The sequence below is a fragment of the Dietzia sp. UBA5065 genome, assembly GCA_002415925.1.
In the GTDB taxonomy this organism is placed as follows: domain Bacteria; phylum Actinomycetota; class Actinomycetes; order Mycobacteriales; family Mycobacteriaceae; genus Dietzia.
Map to the genome: position 1 here is coordinate 4,735 of DIAZ01000171.1, position 4,910 is coordinate 9,644.

Annotated in this window: 4 protein-coding genes; 2 read left to right on the forward strand and 2 right to left on the reverse strand. The window is 71.0% G+C overall.

Features of this window, described 5'->3' with window-relative positions:
• Positions 1-2: 2 nt before the first annotated feature.
• Together B4M60_RS13995 and B4M60_RS14000 are read right to left on the reverse strand one after the other, a co-directional pair.
• A complete protein-coding gene (locus tag B4M60_RS13995) occupies positions 3-1,235 on the reverse strand; it encodes an acyl-CoA dehydrogenase family protein (RefSeq protein ID WP_291085300.1) in 1,233 nt (410 codons plus the stop codon).
• A 46-nt stretch (positions 1,236-1,281) separates the two neighbouring features.
• Entirely contained in the window at positions 1,282-2,553 is a 1,272-nt protein-coding gene (locus B4M60_RS14000; protein WP_291085303.1) for a glycosyltransferase family 87 protein, read from the reverse strand.
• Between the two features lie 116 nt (positions 2,554-2,669).
• Here B4M60_RS14000 and B4M60_RS14005 point away from each other — a divergent pair, with 116 nt between their 5' ends.
• Together B4M60_RS14005 and B4M60_RS14010 are read left to right on the forward strand one after the other, a co-directional pair.
• On the forward strand, positions 2,670-4,475 hold the full coding sequence (locus tag B4M60_RS14005; RefSeq protein ID WP_291085306.1) for a hypothetical protein: 1,806 nt from the start codon (positions 2,670-2,672) through the stop codon (positions 4,473-4,475).
• 78 nt (positions 4,476-4,553) lie between these two features.
• A partial coding sequence (locus B4M60_RS14010; protein ID WP_291085309.1) for an AMP-binding protein occupies positions 4,554-4,910 on the forward strand: 357 nt, incomplete at its 3' end.

Here is a 4,910-nt window from a genome sequence, read left to right on the forward strand (position 1 = left end):
GGTCATGACGGCCTGGCCTCTCGGGGTAGTCCGAGCACACGCTCGGAGATGATGTTGCGCTGGATCTCGTTGGACCCGCCGTAGATGGTGTCGGAGCGGGTGAACAGGAACAGCCGCTGCCACAGCGCCAGCTCCACGTGCTCGGGGTCCCGCAGGTCGTTGGGCGCCCCCTCGGACGTCTCGGTGGGGCCGGTGAGGGACTCGGCGCCCTGCACCAGCATCGCCAGCTCGCCGAGATCGCGGTGCCAGTTAGCCCAGAGCAGCTTGGCGGCGGAGGCGTTGCCCCCGGTGGCGTCCCGCTCGGCGAGGGTGCGCAGCGCGTGGGCGCGGATCACCTTGAGGCCGATCCAGGCGCGGGTGATCGCCTCGCGCACGGCGGGGACGTCCGCGCTGCCGTTGGCGCGCGCCATCCCGGTGATCTGCTCGAGCTCTCGGGCGAAACCGACCTGCTGGCCGAGGGTGGACACGCCGCGCTCGAACTCGAGCAGGGTCATGGCGACCTTCCAGCCCTCGCCCCGCTCCCCCACGATCATGGACGCGTCGGTCACCGCGTCGTCGAAGAACACCTCGTTGAACTCGCTGGTGCCGGTGAGCTGCTGGATCGGCCGGATCTCCACTCCCGGCTGGTCAAGCGGGACCAGGAGGAAGCTCAGACCCTTGTGGCGGCTCGTGCCCTCCTCGGTGCGGGCCACCACGAACGCCCACTGGCTCAGATGCGCGAGCGAGGTCCACACCTTCTGGCCGTTGATATGCCACCTGCCGTCCTCGCGCAGCTCGGCGGTGGTGGCGACGTTCGCGAGGTCCGAGCCGGCACCCGGCTCGGAGTAACCCTGGGCCCACAGCTCGGACACGTCCACGATCTTCGGCAGGAAGCGGTCCTTCTGCTCCTGCGTGCCGTGGGCGATGAGGGTGGGCCCGAGCAGCGTCTCGCCGAGGTGGGACACGCGGGCCGGGGCGTCGGCTTTGGCGTACTCCTCGTGGAAGCGCACCTGCTGGCTGAGCGATGCGCCGCGGCCCCCGTGCTCGACGGGCCACCCGACGCAGGTCCAGCCCGCGGCGGCCATGTGCCGCTCCCAGGCCAGTCGCTGTGGGAAGAACTCGTGCTCGCTGCCCGGCCCGCCGACGCCCTTGATCTCGGCGAACTCGCCGACGAGGTTGGCGTCCAACCACTCGCGGAACTCCGCGGCGAACTCGTCGTCGGTCAACTCCGACGCGGGCCTCGTGCTCTTGGTCATGCCCGACACACTACCAAGCACTTGCTTGGCGGTAAGGATCCGGCGGCTACAGGTGCCCTCCCCCTCGCAGAGGCTCTCGAACCGGACCGGGCTCGGACTCCCGCTCGTCCGCCCGTAGCCACCTCACGCACACCACGACTGCGGCGACGAGCGTCACCACAGCCGCCATGAAGACGATGTTTGAGAGCAGTTGGATGTGGAGGGGTTGGTCGAGCCGGATCGCCCAGTCCCTCTTCATGAACCAGTGCACCGGCCCCAGGACGAAGAGCGCCACCAGGGCCGCCAACCAGGGAGCCCATGCCGCGTACCGGGCCGTCAGCACCATCACCAGGAGCAGAATCGCCCCCACCCAGTGATGCTGGAACGACATCGGCGCGGCCAGGACCACTCCGAGCGCGACGATCGCGACGACGGCCGTGTCGAACCCGCGGCGGTGGAGGACGTGCGCACAGAAGGCCACGGCCAGGATGACGACCGCGGCGAGTACGGCGTAGGGAACGGTGACGTTCTCCTCCGTCAACCCGGCCCGCAGCATGGGGCCGGTCAGCGACTGGTTCTGCACGTACCACCGCGCGCCGGAGTGCCCGGTGTCCCAGGCGAAGTCCGTCCAGTACTCCCGGGACGCGGCGGGCAACAGGATCCAGAACCCGACCACCGTGGCGGCGAGCGTGCCCAGCGCCCGCCCGACGGAGGCCCAGTCCCGCCGCACGAGCAGGACCAGGATGAAGCCGAGGGGTGTGAGCTTGAGCGAGGCCGCGATCCCGATCCCCACCCCTCGGAACCTGCTGGGCGTGACGCCGAACAGATCAGCTGCGACGAGTGCGAACAGGAGCAGGTTGATCTGGCCGTAGTGGAAGGTCGACTCCACGGGGTAGAGCAGTGTGGCGGGACCGAGGAGGGCGCCGGCGACCCACAGTGGTCGCCGGAACCCCTCCGCGCGCGCCACAGCCCAGATGATGAAGGCCGTGGCCGCGAGGCAACTGATCTGCCACAGGATCGCGACGGCCCCCGGTGAGGTGTAGGCCATCGGCAGGAACAGGAAGGCGGCGAAGGGCGGATAGGTGAGGATCAACTCCCCGCCCATCCGGTAATGGTCACCGGTCCCGTACAGCGGGAGGCCGTTCACCAGGGCGACCGCGGCGTCCTGGTAGACCGTCAGGTCCTCTGACACCGTGAACACCTCGTCGAAATCGACGATGTTCACTCCCTTGGTCGCGATGGTGGCGAGCGCCAACCCCGCGGACAGCGCCCATGCCAGGATCCAGAGCCCCCGGACGCGGAGGGCGTCCGCGACGCCGGACGTGCTCTGTTCCGTCACGTTGATTCCTCTCCGGTCAGCCGTGCACACGACCCAACCTAGACGCCCGGCCTGACCAATGGGAAAATGCTCACATCGGCCCGTGCTCCCCCGCGCGGGCGAATGGAGGCCGCCACGTGAACGCTCTGGGCGACACTCGCGCGCGGTCGACCGGGGTGACGCCGCTCGGGTGGATCTCATGGGGTCTGGCCCTCGCCGTGATCGGCCTGTTCGCCGTCCGCGCCTGGGCCTTCAGATGGATCGCCGACGACGGCATCATCGTCCACCGCACCGTCCGCAACCTTCTCGCGGGTCACGGCCCCGTCTTCAACGCCGGGGAACGCGTGGAGGCGAACACCTCCGTGCTGTGGACCTACGTCGTCGCGGCCGGGGGTGCGATCTGGGAGGACCTCGACGCGGTGTCGATCGTGGAGGGCATCGGCCTGAGCACGGTGGGCCTCCTCGGTCTGGTCGCCGGATGCGCGGTGCTGTACGGGGGCTCGAGGGCACGGTTCTTCGTTCCGGTCGGGGTCGCCGCCTACTGCGCGCTGCCCGCCGCCCGGGACTTCGCCAGTTCCGGCCTGGAGAACGGACTCGTCCTGGCCTGGGTCGGGGTCGTGTGGTGGTTGCTGTGCCGCCGTGCGGTCGGCTCGCCGGGTGGCAGGGAGCTCGCCCTGACCGCGGTCCTGGTGGGTCTCGGCCCTCTGGTCCGCCCCGAGGCCGCGGTCGTGACCGCCCTGGCGGGGCTCTACCTCCTCGCCACGGCCCGGGGCCGGCGCGAGCGGGTCCTCACCCTGGCGTGGGCTGCCGCCCTACCGGCGCTCTACCAGGTGTTCCGGATGGGTTTCTACGGCCTCCCCGTTCCGCACACCGCGATGGCGAAGGAAGCCGGGGTGAACCGCGTCGAGCAGGGCCTGTTCTACTGGAACCACTCGCTGCTGCTCTTCAACGTCGGTTGGTTCCGGGCCGGGTCGGTGCTCCTCGCGCTCGGAGGCGCAGGTGTCCTCGCGATCGCGCTCGCCTCCCGTCGGCCGCGCATGGACGGGGCGGCGCTGCGCAGGATCGGCCCGATCGTCGTGGTGCTGGCCTCCGCCGCGATCCTGCTCGCCTACTCCGTGTACAACGGCGGCGACTACATGCGCGGCAGGATGACCCTGTTCCCGCTCGCGCTGGCGCTGGCCCCCGTCGCCTGGATCCCGGTGCGGTTCCGGTCCGGTACCGGGGGCCGTGCCGACTCCGCCGCTCGTCTGACCGTCGCGGCCGGGGCCGCGGTGATGATGCTGTGGTCGGGCTCCGCCGTGCTCGCGGCGCCGCCACCCGGACATGCTGACACGACCGAGATCCGCGGAATCGTGGACGAGCGTGCCTACAAGGTCGACTTCTCCGGGGATCCCACTCCCGACGACACCGACTCCTACGCGGGCATCGAGGCCGCGCCGGCGCTCGTCGGGACACTCGGCTCCGCGCCCGGTGGGACGCTCCTCATGGCGCGCCGTGACAACCGGACCTGGATCGAGGTCCCCCCACCGGTGGGCAGCGCTGATCCCACCACGATCGTCGCTCATCACCTCGGGATAGATGCCGCGCTCTCCCCCCTCCGGGTCCGGGTCTGGGATTACGTCGGGTTGGCCACCCCGCTCGCGGGCCATATCGAGGGGATCCGTGGCGGGCGGATCGGGCACGACAAGGACATGCCCCTCGAGTGGGCCGTGGCCTCGATGGCCCAGGGTCCTCCCTGGTCAGCCCTCCCCCCGGACGTCGACCCGGTCCGTGTCGCGGCCGCGCGGGCGGCCCTGGCCTGCCCGGAGGTCCGGGACCTGCTCGCCCCCGCCACGGCGCCACTCACCCCTGGCAGGTTCCTGTCCAACATCGCCGGGTCGTTCGGCAAGTACTCGGCACGGATCCCGTCCGATCCCGTGGCCGCGGCCGCCCTCTGCGACTGAGCAACCACCCCGACTCCTACCAAGCACTTGCTTGGTACCGTGGTGGCGGCCACACCAGCAGCCCCCGAGGAGTCAGCGATGCCCGCCACCGACGCCCACCCCGTCGAGACGACCCCCGCCGCGCTCCGGCGCGCGGCCGCGCTCTGGCCGGACCGCGAGGCGATCGCCGACGTCCAACCCGGCCAGGACGCCCGCCTGACGTGGGCGGCGCTCCTCGACGAGGTCCGCCGGTTCGCCGCGGGCCTGATCTCGCGCGGCGTCCGGCCCGGCGACCGCGTGGTGATCTGGGCGCCCAACACCCGCCACTGGGTCATCGCGGCGCTCGGCGTGCAGTTCGCGGGCGGCACGGTGGTCCCCGCCAACACCCGCTACACGGGGAGCGAGACGCTCGAGTTGATCCAGCGCACGCACGCGGTGGCGGCGGTGGTGGCGGGA

What these genes read in the sequence shown, in the direction of transcription:
- B4M60_RS13995 (WP_291085300.1), bottom strand. Translation starts at nt 1,235, where the DNA reads ATGACCAAGAGCACGAGGCCCGCGTCGGAGTTGACCGACGACGAGTTC.